Genomic DNA, 18,161 nt, shown 5'->3' on the forward strand with positions numbered 1-18,161 from the left:
ACAACCCATTTGTGGCTGGTCGTGGCGCTGCGGGCGGTGCGACCCCGTCTGGTAGCAGGAAGGGCGGAAGGCTCTGATGTCCGATGACATAACGAGTACCGAGGGCGGAGCCTCGACGGCGCCGCCGACACGACGACGACGGGCGCTCTGGGTCGCCGGCGTGGCCGGCCTGACCGGGGTGGTGGGCCTGGCCGCCCTCGGCGGTGTCGCCGCGCGGGACGACAAACCCACCTCCGACCGGGTGTCGGATGCCCAGTCGTCTCCGAACCGGCAGAACGTCAGCGACGCCGGCGGGAACGCCGACGAGGGCAAGGCACGCGGCGACGAGGAGTCCAGCGGCGACGACTGGAGCGGCTTCGACGATCGCGGCGGTGCCGACGACCGCCACGACAAGGACCGCGGCAGGCAGGTGCCCTGCGACTCGGACAAGCTGATCCAGGCGATCACCTTCGCCAACAGCAGCGACGGCGGCGTCCTCGAACTGGCCAAGGGCTGCACCTACACCCTGACCCGCAACCAGGACGGCAACGGCCTTCCGGTGATCACCCAGCCCATCACCCTCAGGGGCGAGCACACGGCCATCGGCCGCGCGGCCAACGCCGACTACTTCCGGATCCTGAACGTCGGTCCGGGCGGGAACCTCACCCTCAAGGGCCTGAGCATCCGGGGTGGGCAGACCATCCGGCAGCCGGCCATGGTGGAGCCGGCCACGGTCTGGGGGTCGTACTCGACCTCCGGGCGAGCCGCCACGGCGGGCGCTACCGGCAAGCCGGCGACGGCAGCCAACCCAGCGACCGCGGCGAAGCCAGCAGCGGCGGCGAAGCCAGCGGCGGCAGCGGCCCCACCGGCCTCCGGGACGGCAGCGAAGCCGGCGGCGGCAGCCAACGCGGCGGCGGTCACGAAGGCGGCGGTCAAGCCGGCGCAGCCGACGGCACCGGCCACGGCGGCCACCAAGACGGCGGCTGCCAAGCCCGCCGCCACGGTCACCGCGGCGGCCGGCACGACCCCGGCGGCCGGCACGGCGGTGGTGCCGCTGGTGGAGGATCCCGGCTTCAACGACGGCGCCGGGGTGCTCGTACAGCCCGGGGGTCGGGCCGAGATCCTGGACAGTGAACTGCTCTACAACCAGTCCGGCGGCAACGGCGGTGGGTTGGCGAACTTCGGTTCGACGCGGCTCAGCAAGAGCACCGTGGCACACAACACCGCCTTCTTCTTCGGCGGCGGCATCTTCAACGCCGGGGTGCTCCAGGTCGACGAGTCCCCGGTCAAGGACAACACCGGCATCATCGGCGGCGGCGGCATCGCCAACGGGGCGCCCGACATCCGTACCGAGGGCGTCGACGGCGGCGCGGTCTGGGTCTACAAGAGCGAGATCACCGAGAACGAGACGCTCGGTTTCGGTGGCGGCGTCCTGGACGTCGAGGGCAGCACGACCCTGCACGACACGAAGGTCACCGGCAACACGGCGGTCCTGGACGGCGGCGGCGTCGCCGTGGCAGACAGCCAGCTCACCCTGAAGCAGGCCACGGTGGCCAGGAACAGCGCTGGCCGCGACGGTGGCGGTGTGGCGGTCGTCTCCGACAGCACCGCGACGATCGAGGACACCGCGATCAAGGAGAACACCGCGGGGTCCGGCGGTGCCGGCCTCTTCAACGACGAGAGCCGCACGACGCTGCGCGACAGCGAGATCGTCGGTAACCGGGCGATCGGTCCGTTCGCCCGCGGCGGCGGCATCCTCAACACCGAGGGCAGCGAGGTCACGCTTCACCGGACGACGGTGGCGCACAACTTCTCGACCCTTGCGCCGGGAGGCATCTTCAACAGCCTCGGCGGCACGGTGAGGCTGGACGACGACTCCGCGGTCACGGCAAACCGCCCCACCAACTGCTTCAACGTTCCGGACTGCTTCGCCTGATCGGGTGGGGCTGAACCACATAGAGAGGGCGTGCCCCTCCGAGCCGGTCACGGCACGGAGGGGCGTACCCATTTGGGCTGCTCACGGGCCCGACGGCCCGGCTTGGGAGCGATGTGCCCGCCCGGGGCCTCCTGGCCGCTCAACGCGCCAACATGAACCTAATGTGGGGTTGTTTCGGATACGCCCGCGAGGCGAGGAACATTCTCATACGGTGTTTTTGGGAGCTACAACCGATTTGTAGCAGGGGACGACCGTCTGAGGGCGGCGACCCTGTCTGGTACGAGGAGAGGGCAGAGAGCTCCGATGTCCAACTACCTAACGAACAACGAAGCCTCCGGGCGGGCGACGGCGAAGAGCCGCCGCAAGCTCTGGCTCGCCAGCGGCGTGGCCGGTCTGACGGGCGTGATCAGCCTCGCGGCGGTGGGCGTCGCGGGCAGCGCCGGGGCGGTCGGCCTGAACTGGAACACCGCGCAGGTCAGCAAGGACGGCGACCAGCACGGTGACGAGGGTCGTGACTGGGACAAGGACCGGGACGAGGACAAGGGCAAGGACCGGGACAAGGACCACGAGCGTGGGAAGGAGGTGCCCTGCGACACCGACAAGCTGATCCAGGCGATCGTGTTCGCCAACAACAAGCACGGCGGTGTGCTGGAGCTGGCCAAGGGCTGCACCTACAACCTGACCCGCAACGACTACCAGGGCAATGGTCTGCCGGTCATCACCGAGAACATCACCCTGAAGGGCGAGCACACCACGATCGCCCGCGAGGCCACCGCCGACTACTTCCGGATCCTCAACGTCGGCGCGGGCGGACACCTCACCATCAAGGGCCTGACCGTCAAGGGTGGTCAGACCCTGGAACTGCTCAGCGCCGTCGAGCCGGCGGCCGTCTGGGCGTCCTACTCGGACTCCGAGGCGATCGCGGCGCAGGTGAAGGCCGGCACTCCGCTGGAGCAGGCCCTCACCGCTCGGCAGGCCAACCCGAAGGCCGGTCTGACGGCCGCGCCGAAGGTGACGGCGAAGGCCGCCACCACGAAGGCCGCGCCGGGCGCTGTCACGCCGCTCGTCGAGTACCCGGAGTCCACCGACGGCGCGGGCATCCTGGTGCAGCCGGGCGGCTCGGCCGAGATCATCGAGTCCGAGGTCGTCCTCAACCAGTCCGGCGGCAACGGCGGTGGTGTGGCCAACTTCGGCACCACGAAGATCTGGCACAGCACCGTCGCGGGCAACACCGCCTTCTTCTTCGGTGGCGGTGTGTTCAACGCCGGCCTGCTCAAGGTCGAGGAGTCGAAGATCAAGGACAACACCGCGATCATCGGCGGTGGCGGTATCTCCAACGGTGCCGCGAGGATCTTCGCCGACGACGTCGACGGCGGCACGGTCGAGCTGAAGAAGACCGTGATCAGCGACAACGAGACGCTGGGCTTCGGCGGCGGCTACCTCGACATCGAGGGCAACACCACCGCGTACGACACCGAGATCACCTCGAACACGGCGGTCCTCGCCGGTGGTGGTCTGGCGGCGGCGGACAGCCAGCTGAACCTGCACAAGGTGACGGTGGCGAAGAACAGCACCGCCGGGGTCGGTGGCGGTCTGGCCATCGCCTTCGACAGCGCGGTGACCGTCGAGAACAGCTGGATCAAGGAGAACACCGCCGGCTTCTTCGGCGGCGGGGTCTTCAACGCCGGCAGCGTCCTCACGCTGCGGGACACCGAGGTCGTCGGCAACCGGGCCATCGGCCCGATCGGGGTCGGCGGCGGCATCTTCAACATCTTCGGCGAGGTCAACCTGTCGAAGACGAAGGTCGCCAACAACTTCTCGACCTTCGCGCCGGGCGGTGTGTTCACCTTCTTCGGGCCGGTGAACGTGGACGACAAGTCCGCCATCACCGCGAACCGCCCGACGAACTGCCTGGCCATCCCGGGCGGCGCCATCGAGAACTGCTTCGCCTGATCGACGCACCAAGCACCACACGGACCGGCCCCCTTCCGCGCGACGCGGAAGGGGGCCGGCCCCGGCTCATTTCTGGACGAACACCGCCACGCTGCGCCCCGGCACCGTGAAGGCGCCGGCCGTCCGGTCGAACGACGCCGTCCGCAGCGTCGGGTCGGCCGAGTCGACCAACACCGGGTGCAGCGCCACGTCCGCGCCCCGCAGCCCGGTCACCGTCTGCGTCGCCGCCTCCGGGGTGCCGTTGAAGACCACGGTCAGCGACGTCCACGGCCCACCCAGGCCGCGGGCGTCCAGCGTCATGGTCAGTACGCCCGGGGTCTCCGACTCGCCGGACAGCGGGAACGCCACCCGCCGCTGCACCTGCTCGGCGGTGCCCAACCCGAACACCGGCGACGACGCCCGGATGCGCAGCAGCTCGGCGTACCGGGCGTCGGTGGTGTCGATCGCCGCGCAGTCAGGCACCAGGGCCCGGTCCGCGAGCAGCGGCTTGGCGTACGGCCACTTGTCCTGGTTGTCCGGCGCCGGGGGCAGACCGACGCCGAACCCGTTGCCGTCGGCGCAGTCCCAGCGGATCTGGTTGAACCAGTCACCGGAGTTGAACGAGTTGCGGTCCAACGACTTCGACCGCAGCCGTTCCGTGCCGGCGGTGACGAACCCGGTGCCCTGCCCCAGCACCACCGTGCTCAGCGCCAGCACCTGCATCCGGGACCGGTCCGCCGCGCTGGTGTGCTGCGGCAGCTTGTACGCCAACGCGTCGTACAGGATCTCGTTGTCGTGCGCGTCGACGTACGTGACCGCCTCCCCCGGCGCGGCGGTGTATCCGGCGGGCGAGCCGTTGTAGTCCACCTGCGCGCCGGTGACCGTACGACCGGAGGTGTCGGTGAAGCGGTAGTCCCGCAGGTTGCCGACCAGGCCCACCTTGATCAGGTCGTGCGCGTGCAGCAGTCGGGCCTTCTGGGTGGCCGCCGACCCGTTCACCTCGTCCCCGTTGGGGTCCGTGTAGAGCCCGGAGGCGAAGCCCTGCGTACGGGGGTTGGCGTCGAACGGGCCGCCGCCGCGCACGGCGTCGCGCAGCCGATCGTTGAACGTGCCGATGCCGGTGCCGGCCATGTTGGCCTGGGTGGCCTGCACGAAACGGGCGTCGTTGGCGACCTCGCCGAAGTTCCAGCCCTCGCCGTAGAGCATGATCGCCTTGCCGTCCACGCCGTCCCGGGCGACGGTCAGCGTGTCCAGGGCCTGACGGACGGCCAGGATGTTCGCCTTCGGGTGGTGGCCCATCAGGTCGAACCGGAAACCGTCCACCTTGTACTGCCGGGCCCAGGTGACCAGCGAGTCGACCACCAGCTTGCCCATCATCGCGTGCTCGGGCGCGGTGTTGGCGCAGCACGTGGAGTTGGCGACCGTGCCGTCGTTGAGCAGCCGGTGGTAGTAGCCGGGTACCACCTGGTCGAGCACCGACTTGGCGTCGACGCCGGCCGCCGCCGTGTGGTTGTAGACCACGTCCATGACGACCCGCAGGCCGGCGTCGTTCACTCCGGCCACCATGCGGCGGAACTCGGCGGTCCGCGCCGCCCCGCTCGGGTCGAGCGCGTAACCGCCCTCCGGAACGGTGTAGTGCAGCGGGTCGTACCCCCAGTTGTAGCCGTCGGTGTCGGCGACGGCCGCGACGCACTTCTGCTGCTGGTCGGAGTCCGGCGCGAGCGCCGCCAGGTCACAGGCCGGCTGGCGCTGGTCGGCTCGCCTCTCGGGGATCGTGGCGAAGTCGAACGCCGGCAGCAGGTGCAGGTGGGTGACCCCCGCGTCGCCGAGCGCCCGCAGGTGTCTCATGCCGGCGGTCCCCGGGTCGGTGAACGCCAGGAACGTTCCCCGCCGCTGCGCCGGCACGGTCTCGTCGGCGATGGAGAAGTCGCGCACCGACAACTCGGAGATCTGCGCCTTCGACGCGGGCACCGGGGCGGGCTTGCGCAGCGTGCGCCACCCGGGCGGGGCCAGCGTCGGGTCGTTGAGGTCGACGAGCTGGCTGTGCGTGGAGTCCGCCGCGAGGGCCACCGAGTAGGGGTCGGTGACCGACGCGGTGACCATCCGTTGCACGGCCGGCTGCCACGCCTGCACCCGGTAGCGGTAGTACGTCCCCGTCCAGGCGTGGCTGCCCCGTACCGACCAGACGCCGGTGCGGTCGTCGCGGCGCATCGGCACCGTCTTCGGCGCGGCCGTGGGCGAGTCGAACAGTTCCAGCTCCACCGTGCGGGCGGTCGGCGCCCAGAGCGCGAGGCTCGGCGTCCGGCCGGCGAAGGTCGGACCGAGCGTGACCTGGGTGGCCCGCGCGTACACGTCGTCGAGCACACCGGGGATCTGCACGCCGGTGGCGGCGAGCAGCTTCCCCCGGGCGTCGCGCTCGGTGACCAGGAGCTGCCCGCGCAGCGCCGCCGGCACCTTCGCCAGGTCACCCCGATCGAGCGTGAAGGCCCGGTGGGCCCACAGGTGCGGGAACGCCGCGCGCTGGGCCTCGGTGAGCCCGTTGCGCTGCGCGCGCAACGGCAGACTGGTGTACGTCCCGGACAGCTCCCCGTCGACGACGCTCACCCCACCGGTCGGGGCAGCCACCAGGGCGTACACCCGACCGTCGGTCGGCGGGGTCTGCCAGGCGACGGTGGACCGGTCGATCCAGTGCGCCTTCTGCCGGGTGATGTCGGTGTCCCCGCCGGAGCTGGTCGCGGTGGACGGCAGCAGCCGCCCCGGGGTGGCGGCCAACAGCCACACCTCCCGGCCCGCGCTGGCGAAGTCGAGCCGCTGGTCGTCGGGCAGGTCCTTGGCGTCACCCTTGTGCACGATGTAGTTCAGCCCGGTGGCACCGGCCGCCAGCGGCACCCGGAACACCGCGCCGAACGCGTCGGTCGACGTGGGCGCGAGCGGGCTGGCCCAGTCCGTCGGGCTGGCAGCGCCGTCCCACAGGTGCAGACCCCACCCGTCGTAGTTGCCGTCGGCCCGCCGATAGTGGATCACCGCGGTGCCCTCCTGCACGGACGGGTCCGGCTCGCCGGTGGCCGCCTGCCGGCTCGGATAGACGGTGGCGTCGCCCTGTTTGAGCCAGATCTCGCCGGTCCGGGTGACGTCCATCGTGCGGTCCTGGGCGACGTCCTTGGTGCCGTTCCTGTCGACCACCACGAAGCCCACCGACTTCGCGCCCGGCTTGAGCTTCACCCAGGCGAACCGGCCGTAGGAGTCCTCCCCGGCGAACGGTTGCCCGGTGGGCCACTGCGTGACGTACGCCGGGTCGATGTCGCCCCAGGCGTACAGGCCCCAGTCGTCGTACCCTCCGGTTGGACGCTGGTAGTGCACGACCGCCCACTCCCGGGATCCACCCAGCTCGGGCGTGCCGACGACGGCGACGGACCGGGCGGTGGCGGTGCGGCCCCGGCCGTCCCGGACGACCGCGCGGTACTCGACGCGGGTGCCGCCGGCCAGCCCGTCCAGGTCGTGGTGCACCGTGTACGGCGCGTGGTCGGCGCTGCCCAGCAGCGTCCACCGGCCGCCGCCGACCCGGGCCGCCACCGTGACGGTCGACAGCGGGTCGCCGGCCACCTGCGCGGTGACCGCCGCGTGGGTCGCCACCGACGCGTCCGGCGCGGGGGTGGTGATGCTGATGGTCGGCGTGCCGCCCGCCTGGGCGATGGGGCTGCCCGCGCGGTACACGGCCGCCGACAACGGCGGCACGGTCAGCGTGACCTTCCCGTCGCCGCCGGCCTTCGCGGCGGCGGAAGTGCCGTAGATGCCGGTGAAGGTGGCGCCGGCCGACCAGGTGTCCACGCTGACAGTCTGCGCGGTCGCGGCGTTGTTCACGGCGACGACGTACTCGGTCCGGTCTCCGGGCGCGACGCGGGAGGCGGCGAACACGCCGGGACCGTCGGCGGCGTACCGGGTGACCTGGATGCCGTCGCGCAGCGCGGGGTGCGCCTGGCGCAGCCGGCCCAACTCCGCGATCGTCCGGTACAGCGGGTGGGCGGTGTCGAACTGGTCGCTGGCGTGGGTGCGGTCGGTGCCGAGCAGGTCGTCGTCGAGGTAGTCGGGCACCTTCGACGCGAACATGTCCTGCCGGGCGTCCTTGTCCCCGCCGGGGCCGGTGAAGCCCTGCTCGTCACCGGAGTAGATCACCGGCTGGCCACGGGTGAGGAACATGAGCTGGTGGGCGAGCTGGTCGCGGCGCAGGTGACTGGCCGGGTCGGTGCCGCCGCCGGCGATGAACGAGCCGATCCGGCCCATGTCGTGGTTGCCCAGGAAGGTGGTCAGCCGACCGGCGTCGGTGTCCCGGGCGGCGTAGAGGTCGTCCCGGGCGTACACGTCGGCGAGGGCCTTCGCCGAGCCGCCGCCCGCCGTGTAGCCCCGCGCGGCCTCCTGGAACGCGAAGTCGAGGGTGGCCGGCAGGCCGCCCCGACGCACGTACGTCGACGTGACCTCCGGATCGGCGCTGTACACCTCGCCGAAGACGAAGAAGTCCTTCTTTCCCGCCTTCTCGGCGGCCCGCTCGACGCCCCGGGTGAACTGCGGCCAGAAGTCCATGTTGACGTGCTTGACGGTGTCCAGCCGGAACCCGTCGACACCGGTCGCGCCGATCCAGTCCCCGTACGCCTTGGTCATCCCCTGGACCACCTCGGGTCGTTCGGTCCACAGGTCGTCGAGACCGAAGAAGTCGCCGTACTCGCTGTTCTCGCCGGAGAACGTGGAGTCGCCCCGGTTGTGGTACATGCTGGCGTCGTTGAGCCAGGCTGGCACCTTCACGGTCGCGTCCCCCGGCGCGGGAAAGACCGGCGTGTACGGGCCGGCGTTCGCGTCGACGGTCGGGAAGTCCCGGCTGCCGTCGGCGTAGTTGCGGTCCTCGAAGGCCCGCCCCCGCGCGTCCGTGTACGGCGAGGTCGCCTTGTCCACGTAGGCGTAGCGGTCCTCGGCGTACCTGATGACGTCGGCGGTGTGGTTGACCACCACGTCGAGATAGACCTTGATGCCTCGCCGGTGTGCCAGCGAGACCAGCTCCTTGAGCTGGGCGTTCGTGCCGAAGTGCGGGTCGACCTGGGTGAAGTCGGTGATCCAGTAGCCGTGGTAGCCGGCGGAGATGTCGTTCCCCTCGCCCTGCACCGGGCGGTTCTTGAAGATCGGGGCGAGCCAGATGGCGGTGGTGCCCAGACCCTGGATGTAGGCCAGCTTGTCGATGACGCCCTTGAGGTCACCGCCGTGGTAGAAGCCCTTGTCGGCCGGGTCGAGACCGGTACGCAGCCGGTCACCGGTGAGCCCGCCGGAGTCGTTGCGGCGGTCGCCGTTGGCGAACCGGTCCGGCAGGACGAAGTAGAACTGCTCGGCACGCGCGGCGTCGGTGCCCGCGGCCAGCAGCGCGTCGGCGCTGGGCTCGTCGCGCCACTGCACGGCCCCGGCCACGGCCAGGGGATCGGCGCTGGACGGCCGGGGGTCGCCGTCGGCATCGAGTGGACGGGCGGACGCCGGCACGCCGACGAGGGTGACGGTGAGCAGGCTGACGAGCGCGAGCAGGGCGGTACGGCGTATCGGCGGGGGTTTCATCGACGGCCTTCCTCTGGTCGTGATTGGCCGCACGCTAACCCTTGCCGCAACGATCTGCAATACCTTGCAAAAAAAGTCGTAACAGAGCAGCAAACTTGCGGAAGGTTCGCTCAGAACCCGCTACAGCGCGTCCCGTCGACAGTGCACCCGCGCGGCGTCGAGGACGCCCGCTCCAGGTGGAACCGCAGCGCCACCGACCCACCCGCCGGTACGTCCACCCCGCTGACGTACGTGAAGCCGCCGTCGAACTGCCGCAGCGTCCCCTGGGGTACGCCCTCCACCCAGGCGGTCACCAGTCGACCACCGGCGAACTCGAACCGCACCGTCCACCCACGGTCCACACCGGACGCGTTCACGATCAGCACCTCGCCGATGAAACCTCCGTCGAAGCTCTGCATCACCCGGTAGCGTCCAGTCACCGCCGACGGCGGCTGCGGCGGCCGGGTCGACGGCCGCGCCGACGCCGACGCCACCGGCGGACCGACCGTCGAAGGCCGCGACGTGACCGGCGTGACCGGTGCGCTCGGCGGCAGCCCGCTGGCCCGTGGTGACAACCCGGGCAGCAGCGCCGAGTTCTCCGGCAGCGGCGTCGGCGACAGTTCGGACGGCGACACCGGCGCCTGCGGCAACGGCAGACCCGCCGGTGGCGGCCCGCCGTCCCGCGCCGGACTACGCCCCCGGTACGCGCCCAGGGCCACGAACAGCAGGACCACCATCACGACGACACCGGCGCCCACCACGATCCACGGCGACGAGGCGATGGCCGCCGGACCGTGCGACGGTCGCGGGGCACGACGCAAGCCGGACATGTACCTCCCTCAGCGGGCCGTCCGCGCAGCCTAGCGATCGACGGCCCGCCCCGGAAAGCGCCGCGGCCACGTACGACGCAGCCCGACGCCCGGTCAGCTGAGCCGGCACTCCACCCCGTTGATCACGCACCGCACCGGACGCTGCGCCGATCCATCCCAACTGACCCGCAACCGCAGGGTTTGCGTGTCACCCGCACCCAACGACTCTCCGCCGCTGAGCACGAACGCACCGTCACCCTGCGCCGCCACCGAGATCCCCGCCGCGCCGCTGACGCGCAGACCCCGCGTGTCGTCCGCGAAGGCCAACTCCACCCGCCAGTCCACCGACCGGTCCGACCCGTTGGTCACCGACAGCGTGGCGTCGGTCGCGTTCCAGCCATCCGTACCGACCTTGTACTGCGCCGACACCACCGGCTCCTTCGTCGCCAGGGCCGCGGCGCTCGTCGCGCCCGGCGACGGCGACTTCGTGGTGGCACGCGGCGACGGCGTCCGGCTGGTGCGCGAGGCGCGCGGCGACGCCGTCCGTCGCTCCAACCCACCCGGCGTCGGCGCCGACGACGCCACGGCCGGCGTCGTCGGCAGGAACACCGGCGGCGCGGCCTGCGGCGTTCCCTTCCCCTCCCGGGTACGGAACGACAACAGCGCGACCACCAACAGCACCGCCAGCGCGCAGATGCCCACCAGCACCACGATCCACGGCAGCGACAACACCACTCGCGCCGTCCGCGGGCCTCCCGCGCCGTCCGGCCCCACCGCCATCAGGTCTCCCCTCGTCCCACCGACGCGACAGCGTAGCCAGCGCCGGGCGGACCGGAAACCGTGCGGGTACGGATCAGACCGACCGGCCCCCTCCGTACGGAAAACGGCTCGGACGCGGCGACGCTCCGCTGGCGATCAGCCCGTCCGGACGACCGTGCAGATCTGCGGCCCCTCATCCGAGGTCCGCAGCAGGTAGCGGTACCGCTCCCCCGGCACCGCACGCCCCTGGCTGTCCAGGAACTCCCACTCGACCGACACCAGGGTCAGCAGCGCGGACACCGGCTGCACATCCTCGATCCCGGCATGCGCGGCGATCAGCTCCCGGTCCTGATAGTCGGGTGCGGCGCCCACGAAGGACAACGCGACCGCCGCCAGCGAGGTGAACGAGAAGCTGTACGTGTCTGCCACCACCAGCCCGGGCAGGGCGTAACAACCGCCGAGGGCCGGCAGATCCCCCGAGGTCAACGCGGCACCGTACCGGTCGAAGAAGCCGGTCAGCGTGTCGAGATCCGTGGAGGCGTTCACGGCGACAGCAATTGCCCCGCACCGGGTGGGCCAAACCTCGGGGCGATCCTCAGCGGGGCGGGACCCGCACCTCGATCTCCGTACCCAGTCGGGCGCCCCCGGCCAGTCCCAGGTCGTCACCACTCCAGAACCGGCCCGGGTCGTACCAGTTCGGACGCTTACCGGCGGGCAGCAGGCCCATCGCCTCGTAGGTCACGGCCACCACCTCGGCGCAGTACGCCGTCTCCAACGCCCGCTCCTTCGCCGCCGCGCTGCTCGGGGCGGCCGGCGTGCCGGGACTTGCCGGCTCGCCTGGCGTGCCCGGGCTTGCCGGCGTGCGCGGTGTGCCCGCCGTGCCGGGGGTTGCCGGCGTGCGCGGGGTTGCCGGAGCGCCCGCGGTCGGCGGCATTCCCGGCACGGCTTGGGCGGCCCGCGACACCGCTCGCAGTGCCGCCCGGCCGGGACCCGGCAACGACGGCACCCGGCCGCGCACCCACCGCCACGCCAGCTGCGCGGTCGACGGGAACGGCGTACCGTCCAACCGCGCGACGGTCCGCAGCACCGCGCGCTCCATCTCACCCTCGGCCGGCGGGTCGAGCTGCCGCAACCACGCCCGCTGCCCGTACCGGTTGGCCCACACGCAGACCGCGTCCCGCAGGTCGTGCAGTTGGACGCCACGCTGGTGGGTGCCCGACCACAGGTCCGGCAGGGACTTACCCAACTCGGCGTGCCACATCAGCGGCGGCATATCGTCCAGCACGACGGCCATTCCGACATGGTTGACCGGACTGTTCGTGGTGAACTGGATCGCCCGGTCCGGCACGCTGCGACCCCGGAACACCCACACGTCGCCGGTACGGGTCAACTCGACGGCCTCATCCAGGCTGATGCTCATGAGGGTCTAGCCTAAGCCGATGGGGCATCGAATGCGGTGGTGGAAGGTCCTCGGCCTGGCCGGCCTCGCCGGAGTGGCAGCGTCCGGTGTGGTCATCGCCCGAGCCGAACGGCGGCGGCGCGCGTACACCCCGGAGGAGATCCGGCAGCGGCTGCGGGAACGCCACGCCCAGGCCAATGAGGCAGCGGACTCCGCCTGACCACCCGCTGCGTCAACCTCTGGTACGCCCTGGTCCGTGAGAGAGCACTTTCGGGGATGTTGTTGCCTCACGACCCGCTGAGGCAACAACATCCCCGATATTGCGCGGATCATGGGATCTGTCCGAGCGACGGGTCGCGATTTGTCCGCTTTCGGTGTTCGGGCGGCGCTTGGCACTCGCGGTCGAGCGTGCCCGCGAACGCCGCGCTTGACGTCACTCATGCGAAGTCTGTCCGGGTTTCCGCCGCCGACGTGCTGTGGTCGGTGACACCGTGCGGGCGGAATCGGCGGCCGGGCGGGGTCGTTATACCGGGTACGCCGCCACGACCCCCGGGTCGCGGGCTGGCCGCCGGGAACACCCGTCGGGTCGGCGTCGTTACACCCCCGCACGGCCGAGCACCACCGGCCATCCCCCGGCCCAGCGGTGCGGGAATGACCCGCCATCGCGGACCGTTGCACCACCCCCCGCGCAGACCCCCTCTTGTCGGGTCGCCGGACAGAACTCCCTCACGAACTTTCCCCGCCGGGCACACCCCCGTGTGCCAGGCGCGTATCCCCCGGATGAAGCAGAGGAGCACGCCATCATGCGTACCGATCTGATTCGTAAGACCGCCCTGACCGCCGCTGGCCTCGCGTTCACCGGTGGCGCCATCGCCGGCCCCGTGACCACCGCCTTCGCCGCCGAGAGCACCGCCAAGCCCGTGTCGCAGACCCAGACCGACCGCAAGGGCCACGGCGAGCGGCAGCTCGGCGTGCGCTACGAGGCCCAGCCGAACTTCTACTACTGCGGCCCCGCCGCCGCCCGCAACGCCCTGAGCGTGCAGGGCAAGGACATCAGCGTGGACGCCATGGCCAAGGAGATGGGCACCACCGAGGCCGGCACCAACAGCATCAACGACATCACCCCGGTCCTGAACAAGGAAACCGGCAAGACCGACGCCTACCACAGCGTCGAGATCAGCAAGCCCGACGCCGACGCCACGCAGACCGACCAGCTGCGCGCCGACATCGTCCGCACCGTGGACAACGGTCGGGCCGTGGTCGCCAACATCGCCGGCACCAGCACCGACACCGACGGTGGTATCCACTCCTTCGAGGGCGGGCACTACATCAGCGTCGTGGGCTACCGCGACAACGGCAACGTGGTGCGGATCGCCGACTCGGCCGACCCGAACACCGCCTCCTACGACATCACCGTCGAGCACCTCGCCGACTGGATCGCCACCCGCGGCTACGCCACCAGCTAAGAGAACCAACCGACAAGGGCCGGACCCCACCACGGGGCCCGGCCCTTTCGGCGTACCCGGGTCAGGGATTTTCCTGCCGGCGTAAGCCGGCTCGTTCGTGCGGACCGGGACACGACCGGCGATGGTGCGCTACCGGTGTCGGGCCCGCGCCAGCGCCGGGTCGACGGGCCGCTCCGAACCGGTGGCCGACGCCGCCTGGCCCGACGACACCGGCTCGGCGGCCTCCAGACGGTGGGCACGTCGACGCAACCACCAGGTGCTGCCCAGGCCGGCCAGTACGGCGAGGACCAGGCCGGCCCAGGAGATGTCCTTGAGCCAGTGCTCGGCCGCCCGACCGACGCTGAACAGCAGGTACGTGGTGCCGAACGCCCAGACCAGCCCGCCGGCGGCGTTTGCCACCAGGAACCGCCGGTACGGCACGTGCAGGGCTCCGGCGAGCGGGCCGGCCAGGATCCGTAGCAGTGCCACGAACCGACCGAAGAACACCGCCCAGACGCCGTGCCGGGCGAAGCTCTGCTCGGCGCGGGCGAGTTGGGCGGGGCCGAGATGACGGGGGAAGCGTCGGCCCAGCCGGGCGAGCAGCGGGCGGCCCCCGCGACGACCCACCGCGTACCCGATGGAGTCACCCACGATCGCTCCGGTCGCGGCTGCTGTCGCCACCCACTCCGGCTCCACCACTCCGGTGGCCGCGAGCAGTGCGGAGCTGACCAGGACGATCTCGCCGGGTAGGGGCACGCCCATGCTCTCCACGCCGATCACCCCGGCGACGAGCAGGTAGACCGCGACCGGCGGCAGCGACACGAGCCAGTGCTGGACGTCGAACACGGGTGACCCTCCTCCGGCCGGGCCTCGAACCCTACCTGCGGTCGACGCGCTCGACGGGCCCGTCGGCGGCTGTCGCACATTCCGTAACGCGTCCTAGGAGGCTAGGGATGAGGGGTGGCGGGCGGACCAGCCCGGGTTGCGCAAATAGCAAGACGGACGTACGGTTTTGTTTGAGAGCAGAATCGGCGGTAAGTGTTACCTAACCTCGGCGGCGCCCCGGCCGGTGCGACAGACTGCTCAGGACTACTCACGGTCGCTGGTGTGAAGGAGTACGACGTGGCGAGCCTCGACACCTTCGGTGCGAAGACCCAGCTACGCGTCGGAGACGCGAGCTACGAGATTTTCAAGATCGACAAGGTGGACGGCCACGACCGGCTGCCGTACAGCCTGAAGATCCTGCTGGAGAACCTGCTGCGGACCGAGGACGGCGCGAACATCACCGCCGACCACATCCAGCAGCTCGGCGGGTGGGACCCGACCGCCGACCCGAGCGTGGAGATCCAGTTCACCCCGGCGCGGGTGCTCATGCAGGACTTCACCGGCGTGCCCTGCGTGGTCGACCTGGCCACCATGCGCGAGGCCGTGCGTGACCTGGGCGGCGACGCCACCAAGGTCAACCCCCTCGCCCCCGCCGAGCTGGTCATCGACCACTCGGTGATCGCCGACCTGTTCGGCCGCGAGGACGCGTTCGCCCGCAACGTCGAGCTGGAGTACGAGCGCAACAAGGAGCGCTACCAGTTCCTGCGCTGGGGCCAGACCGCGTTCAACGAGTTCAAGGTCGTCCCGCCGGGCACCGGCATCGTGCACCAGGTCAACATCGAGTACCTGGCCCGCACCGTGATGGAGCGCAACGGGCAGGCGTACCCGGACACCGTCGTCGGCACCGACTCGCACACCACGATGGTCAACGGCCTGGGCGTGCTGGGCTGGGGCGTCGGCGGCATCGAGGCCGAGGCCGCGATGCTCGGCCAGCCGGTCAGCATGCTGATCCCCCGGGTCGTCGGCTTCAAGCTCTCCGGCGAGATGCCGGCCGGCACCACCGCCACCGACCTGGTGCTCACCATCACCGAGATGCTGCGCAAGCACGGCGTGGTCGGCAAGTTCGTCGAGTTCTACGGCCCCGGCGTGAGCGCCGTGCCGCTGGCCAACCGCGCCACCATCGGCAACATGTCCCCGGAGTACGGCTCCACCGTGGCGATCTTCCCGATCGACGCGGAGACCGTCCGCTACCTGGAGCTGACCGGTCGGGACGCCGCGCAGGTCGCGCTCGTCGAGGCGTACGCCAAGGAGCAGGGCCTCTGGCACGACCCGGCGGCCGAGCCCTCCTACTCGGAGCGCCTCGAGCTCGACCTGAGCACCATCGAGCCGTCGCTCGCCGGTCCGAAGCGCCCGCAGGACCGGGTGCCGCTGGGCAGCGCCAAGACGCTGTTCCGCTCGGCGCTGACCGACTACGTGGCCGACGACTCCTCCGGCGAGCGTGACCTCAAGCCGAGCGTGGCCCGCGAGGAGCTGCCGCGCGGCGCGAACGGCCCGGCCGACGAGGCCAGCGCCGAGTCGTTCCCGGCCAGCGACCCGCCCGCCAACGAGTTCAGCGACCCGGCCGACGAGCCGCGCGACCTGGAGACCGCGGCCACCGGCGCCGGCGGTCGGGCCAGCAACCCGATCCGGGTCACCGGCACCGACGGTGTCGAGTACGAGCTGGACCACGGCGCCGTGGTGATCGCCGCGATCACCTCCTGCACCAACACGTCCAACCCGCAGGTGATGATCGGGGCGGCCCTGCTGGCCCGCAACGCCGTCGAGAAGGGCCTCACCCGCAAGCCGTGGGTGAAGACCACCCTGGCCCCGGGCTCGAAGGTCGTCATGGACTACTACGAGCGCGCCGGCCTCACGCCGTACCTGGACAAGCTCGGCTTCAACCTGGTCGGCTACGGCTGCACGACCTGCATCGGCAACTCGGGCCCGCTGCCCGAGGAGGTGTCCGCCGCGGTCAACGAGCACGACCTGTCGGTCGTCTCGGTGCTCTCCGGCAACCGCAACTTCGAGGGCCGGATCAACCCGGACGTCAAGATGAACTACCTGGCGTCCCCGCCGCTGGTCGTCGCGTACGCCCTCGCCGGCACGATGGACATCGACCTGGCCAACGAGCCGATCGGTGAGGACACCGAGGGCAACCCGGTCTACCTGCGGGAGATCTGGCCGAACACCGCCGAGATCCAGGACGTCATCGCCCAGGCGATCGGCGCGACCGGCTTCAGCGCCGCGTACGCCGACGTCTTCGCCGGTGACGAGCGGTGGCAGTCGCTGCCCACCCCGACCGGCGACACCTTCGCGTGGGACAGCGACTCGACCTACGTGCGCAAGCCCCCGTACTTCGAGGGCATGCAGCAGGAGCCGAGCCCGGTCGTCGACATCTCCGGCGCGCGGGTGCTGGCCAAGCTGGGTGACTCGGTGACCACCGACCACATCTCGCCGGCCGGTGCGATCAAGGCGGACTCCCCCGCCGGCACCTACCTGGCCGAGCACGGCGTGCCGCGCCACGAGTTCAACTCGTACGGCTCGCGCCGGGGCAACCACGAGGTGATGATCCGGGGCACCTTCGCCAACATCCGGCTGCGCAACCAGCTGGTGCCCGGGGTGGAGGGCGGCTTCACGGTCAACCACCTGACCGGCGAGCAGACCTCGATCTACGACGCCTCGATGGCCTACCAGGAGGCGGGCATCCCGCTGGTCATCCTGGCCGGCAAGGAGTACGGCTCCGGCTCGTCGCGGGACTGGGCGGCCAAGGGCACCATGCTGCTGGGTGTCCGGGCGGTCATCGCCGAGTCGTACGAGCGGATCCACCGCTCCAACCTCATCGGCATGGGCGTGCTGCCGCTGCAGTTCCCGGTGGACGTCACCGCCGAGTCGCTGGGCCTGACCGGCGCCGAGATGTTCACCATCACCGGTGTGACGGCCCTGAACGACGGCGAGACCCCCCGCACGGTGACGGTCACGACCGACACGGGCGTGGAGTTCGAGGCCGTCGTGCGGATCGACACCCCGGGTGAGGCGGACTACTACCGCCACGGCGGCATCCTGCAGTACGTGCTGCGCCGCATGATCGCCAACTGACGTACCACTGGTCGAAGGCCGCTCCCGCTTCGGCGGGGGCGGCCTTCGCCGTCAGGGCCGAGGAAGGTTTGCCGTCAGAGCACGGGCGGGATGCCCGTTGGTCACGCCGGTCCGCCGTGGGTGTCCGGCAGCGCGAGGGCGGCCAGCCGTTGGTCCAACGCCGCGTCCACCTGCCGCACCTCGTAGCCACGTAGCCGCCGTCGCAGGCCGGCCGCCCGAAGCGCGTCCCGCGCCGCAGCCCGCGCGACAGCGCTGTCAGTAGCCAGAGCCTCATCCACCTTCGCGAGGAGACTCTCGACCTGACGCATGTCATAGCCGCGCACAGCAAGATCGAACGGCAAGGTCATGCGGCCACCATATCGGTCGCCGGCTCG

Annotated in this window: 12 protein-coding genes; 5 read left to right on the plus strand and 7 right to left on the minus strand. The window is 71.1% G+C overall.

Going from position 1 to position 18,161, the window contains the following annotated elements:
- Positions 1 to 76: 76 nt before the first annotated feature.
- Both ACN269_RS09725 and ACN269_RS09730 read left to right on the plus strand, forming a co-directional pair.
- A complete protein-coding gene (locus ACN269_RS09725) occupies positions 77 to 1,915 on the plus strand; it encodes a right-handed parallel beta-helix repeat-containing protein (RefSeq protein WP_421472137.1) in 1,839 nt (612 codons plus the stop codon).
- A 303-nt stretch (positions 1,916 to 2,218) separates the two neighbouring features.
- On the plus strand, positions 2,219 to 3,868 hold the full coding sequence (locus tag ACN269_RS09730) for a hypothetical protein (protein WP_421472138.1): 1,650 nt from the start codon (positions 2,219 to 2,221) through the stop codon (positions 3,866 to 3,868).
- 66 nt (positions 3,869 to 3,934) lie between these two features.
- Here the strand turns inward: ACN269_RS09730 and pulA are convergent, their stop codons facing one another.
- From pulA to ACN269_RS09755, 5 genes are all read right to left on the minus strand, one after another.
- On the minus strand, positions 3,935 to 9,436 hold the full coding sequence (gene pulA / locus ACN269_RS09735; RefSeq protein WP_421472139.1) for a pullulanase-type alpha-1,6-glucosidase: 5,502 nt from the start codon (positions 9,434 to 9,436) through the stop codon (positions 3,935 to 3,937).
- 110 nt (positions 9,437 to 9,546) lie between these two features.
- Positions 9,547 to 10,245 carry a cellulose binding domain-containing protein gene (locus ACN269_RS09740; RefSeq protein WP_421472140.1) on the minus strand — a complete coding sequence of 233 codons (699 nt, stop codon included), beginning with the start codon at positions 10,243 to 10,245 and terminating at the stop codon, positions 9,547 to 9,549.
- A 93-nt stretch (positions 10,246 to 10,338) separates the two neighbouring features.
- Positions 10,339 to 11,004: a hypothetical protein gene (locus tag ACN269_RS09745; protein WP_421472141.1), complete on the minus strand. Its 666-nt coding sequence runs from the start codon at positions 11,002 to 11,004 to the stop codon at positions 10,339 to 10,341.
- Positions 11,005 to 11,139: 135 nt separating this feature from the next.
- On the minus strand, positions 11,140 to 11,529 hold the full coding sequence (locus ACN269_RS09750; RefSeq protein ID WP_421472142.1) for a hypothetical protein: 390 nt from the start codon (positions 11,527 to 11,529) through the stop codon (positions 11,140 to 11,142).
- 49 nt (positions 11,530 to 11,578) lie between these two features.
- Positions 11,579 to 12,403, minus strand: a complete 825-nt coding sequence (locus ACN269_RS09755; RefSeq protein WP_421472143.1) for a hypothetical protein — start codon at positions 12,401 to 12,403, stop codon at positions 11,579 to 11,581.
- 19 nt (positions 12,404 to 12,422) lie between these two features.
- Here ACN269_RS09755 and ACN269_RS09760 point away from each other — a divergent pair, with 19 nt between their 5' ends.
- Positions 12,423 to 12,602, plus strand: a complete 180-nt coding sequence (locus tag ACN269_RS09760; protein ID WP_421472144.1) for a hypothetical protein — start codon at positions 12,423 to 12,425, stop codon at positions 12,600 to 12,602.
- 583 nt (positions 12,603 to 13,185) lie between these two features.
- Positions 13,186 to 13,848, plus strand: coding sequence for a C39 family peptidase (locus ACN269_RS09765; protein ID WP_421472145.1), 663 nt, complete (start codon positions 13,186 to 13,188; stop codon positions 13,846 to 13,848).
- A gap of 129 nt (positions 13,849 to 13,977) precedes the next feature.
- On the opposite strand, the gene ACN269_RS09770 is transcribed toward ACN269_RS09765, so the two are convergent.
- The gene (locus ACN269_RS09770) at positions 13,978 to 14,673 is read right to left on the minus strand and encodes a DedA family protein (protein ID WP_421472146.1); all 696 of its coding nucleotides are present in this window, start codon (positions 14,671 to 14,673) and stop codon (positions 13,978 to 13,980) included.
- 261 nt (positions 14,674 to 14,934) lie between these two features.
- On the opposite strand from ACN269_RS09770, the gene ACN269_RS09775 reads away from it, so the two are divergent.
- Entirely contained in the window at positions 14,935 to 17,787 is a 2,853-nt protein-coding gene (locus ACN269_RS09775; RefSeq protein ID WP_421472147.1) for an aconitate hydratase, read from the plus strand.
- Positions 17,788 to 17,888: 101 nt separating this feature from the next.
- On the opposite strand, the gene ACN269_RS09780 is transcribed toward ACN269_RS09775, so the two are convergent.
- Positions 17,889 to 18,134 (minus strand): hypothetical protein, encoded by a 246-nt coding sequence (locus ACN269_RS09780; protein ID WP_421472148.1) that lies wholly within the window; start codon positions 18,132 to 18,134, stop codon positions 17,889 to 17,891.
- Positions 18,135 to 18,161: the final 27 nt, after the last annotated feature.

This window comes from Micromonospora sp. WMMD736 (assembly GCF_049179015.1).
In the GTDB taxonomy this organism is placed as follows: Bacteria; Actinomycetota; Actinomycetes; order Mycobacteriales; family Micromonosporaceae; genus Micromonospora.

Excerpts from the sequence above, each read along its gene's own strand:
- ACN269_RS09725 (WP_421472137.1), top strand. The coding sequence starts at position 77 with ATGTCCGATGACATAACGAGTACCGAGGGCGGAGCCTCGACGGCGCCG.
- ACN269_RS09730 (WP_421472138.1), top strand. The coding sequence starts at position 2,219 with ATGTCCAACTACCTAACGAACAACGAAGCCTCCGGGCGGGCGACGGCG.
- pulA (WP_421472139.1), bottom strand. The coding sequence starts at position 9,436 with ATGAAACCCCCGCCGATACGCCGTACCGCCCTGCTCGCGCTCGTCAGC.
- ACN269_RS09740 (WP_421472140.1), bottom strand. The coding sequence starts at position 10,245 with ATGTCCGGCTTGCGTCGTGCCCCGCGACCGTCGCACGGTCCGGCGGCC.
- ACN269_RS09745 (WP_421472141.1), bottom strand. The coding sequence starts at position 11,004 with ATGGCGGTGGGGCCGGACGGCGCGGGAGGCCCGCGGACGGCGCGAGTG.
- ACN269_RS09755 (WP_421472143.1), bottom strand. The coding sequence starts at position 12,403 with ATGAGCATCAGCCTGGATGAGGCCGTCGAGTTGACCCGTACCGGCGAC.
- ACN269_RS09760 (WP_421472144.1), top strand. The coding sequence starts at position 12,423 with ATGGGGCATCGAATGCGGTGGTGGAAGGTCCTCGGCCTGGCCGGCCTC.
- ACN269_RS09765 (WP_421472145.1), top strand. The coding sequence starts at position 13,186 with ATGCGTACCGATCTGATTCGTAAGACCGCCCTGACCGCCGCTGGCCTC.
- ACN269_RS09780 (WP_421472148.1), bottom strand. The coding sequence starts at position 18,134 with ATGACCTTGCCGTTCGATCTTGCTGTGCGCGGCTATGACATGCGTCAG.